A 1,238-nucleotide genomic window follows, 5' to 3' on the forward strand; every position below is an offset into this window, starting at 1 on the left:
TTGTTGGAGATCGTGCTGTCGAGCAGCGTGACCGTGCCGCCGTTGAAGTTGAACAGGGCGCCGCCGAGGCCCGCCCCGCCGCCGCCGCCGCCCGTGATGCTCTGCCCGTTCGAGCCGTTGTTGCCGATGGCCGTGTTGCCCGAAAACGTCGTGCGCTCAATGTCGAGGGTTCCGGTGTTGGCGATCCCCCCGCCCCAGGCTGCTGAATTATTGCTGACCGAACTGTCGAGGACGGTGAGCGTCCCGATGTTATAAATGCCGCCGCCGCTCAGTGTCGTCATGTTGCCGGTCACGGCGTCATTGGCAAGCGTCAGAGTGCCCGCGTTGTAGATGCCGGCGCCCGACACGACGCGGAAGCCCTGCACTGTGCCACCCCCGGTGACGGTCAGGCCCCGGATGGTTGCGGTCACGCCGGCGTTGACGACAAACAACGAGCCGAAGCCGTTCCCCGTCACGGTGAGCAGAGATGATCCCAGGCCCGTGATGGTCATGTTGGCGCTCAGGGCGGGCAAGGGGCTGGCCAGCGTCAAGGTTTGGCCGGCCAGCGACGGCAGGAAGGTGAGGGTACTGCCCGGATTGCTGTCCGCATAGGCAACCGCCTCCCGCAGGCTGATCTGATTCGGGTCGGCCGCCGAGTCGGCGGCCCAAGTGACTTGGGTCGGGCTGAGGACGGACAAGGTCGCCGCGTCGCTCGTGTCGGCCAGATAGTTGGCGTCGCCGGCGAAGCTGGCCACGATGGCGTGGGCGCCCGGCGGAAGCGACACGGTGTAGGCCAGAGTGGCCACGCCGTTCACCGCCGGGACGCTTCCGAGGACGGTGTTCGTCGTGGTGTCGCGGAAAGTAACCACCCCGTTGGGCAACACGGGAAGCCGGTTTGATTCCGGGGCAACCGTGGCCTGGAGCGTGATCGGCGAGCCGGCTTTGAAGCTCCCCGACGGGACGGTCGCCACCACGGTCGTGGCAATCCGGTCGCCGATCGTGAGGGTGCCGGGCAGCATCCCGCCGCTTCCCAAAAAGTTGCCGGCCTGGTCGGTGAAGACGGCGCTGACCGTGTGGTCGCCGACCGACAGAGACGCGGTGGAGAACGACGCGCGGCCGGTCGCGTCGAGCTCTTGCGGGTCGCCGAACGGCTGGCCGTCGACCACGAACCGCACCACGCCGGTCGGTATGACGTTGTCGTAGACCGTCACCCCGCCCGGCGGTTGCGCGACGACGAGCGCCGTCACGGTCGCCGCGTT

General features: G+C 67.9%; 1 protein-coding gene. It reads right to left on the minus strand.

The window, feature by feature from the left end; genetic code table 11:
* Nucleotides 1-1,238, minus strand: a 1,238-nt coding sequence (locus BGIM_RS0147615; protein WP_020476610.1) for an Ig-like domain-containing protein, incomplete at both ends; no start/stop codon positions are given.

This window comes from Zavarzinella formosa DSM 19928, assembly GCF_000255705.1.
Classification (GTDB): domain Bacteria; phylum Planctomycetota; class Planctomycetia; order Gemmatales; family Gemmataceae; genus Zavarzinella; species Zavarzinella formosa.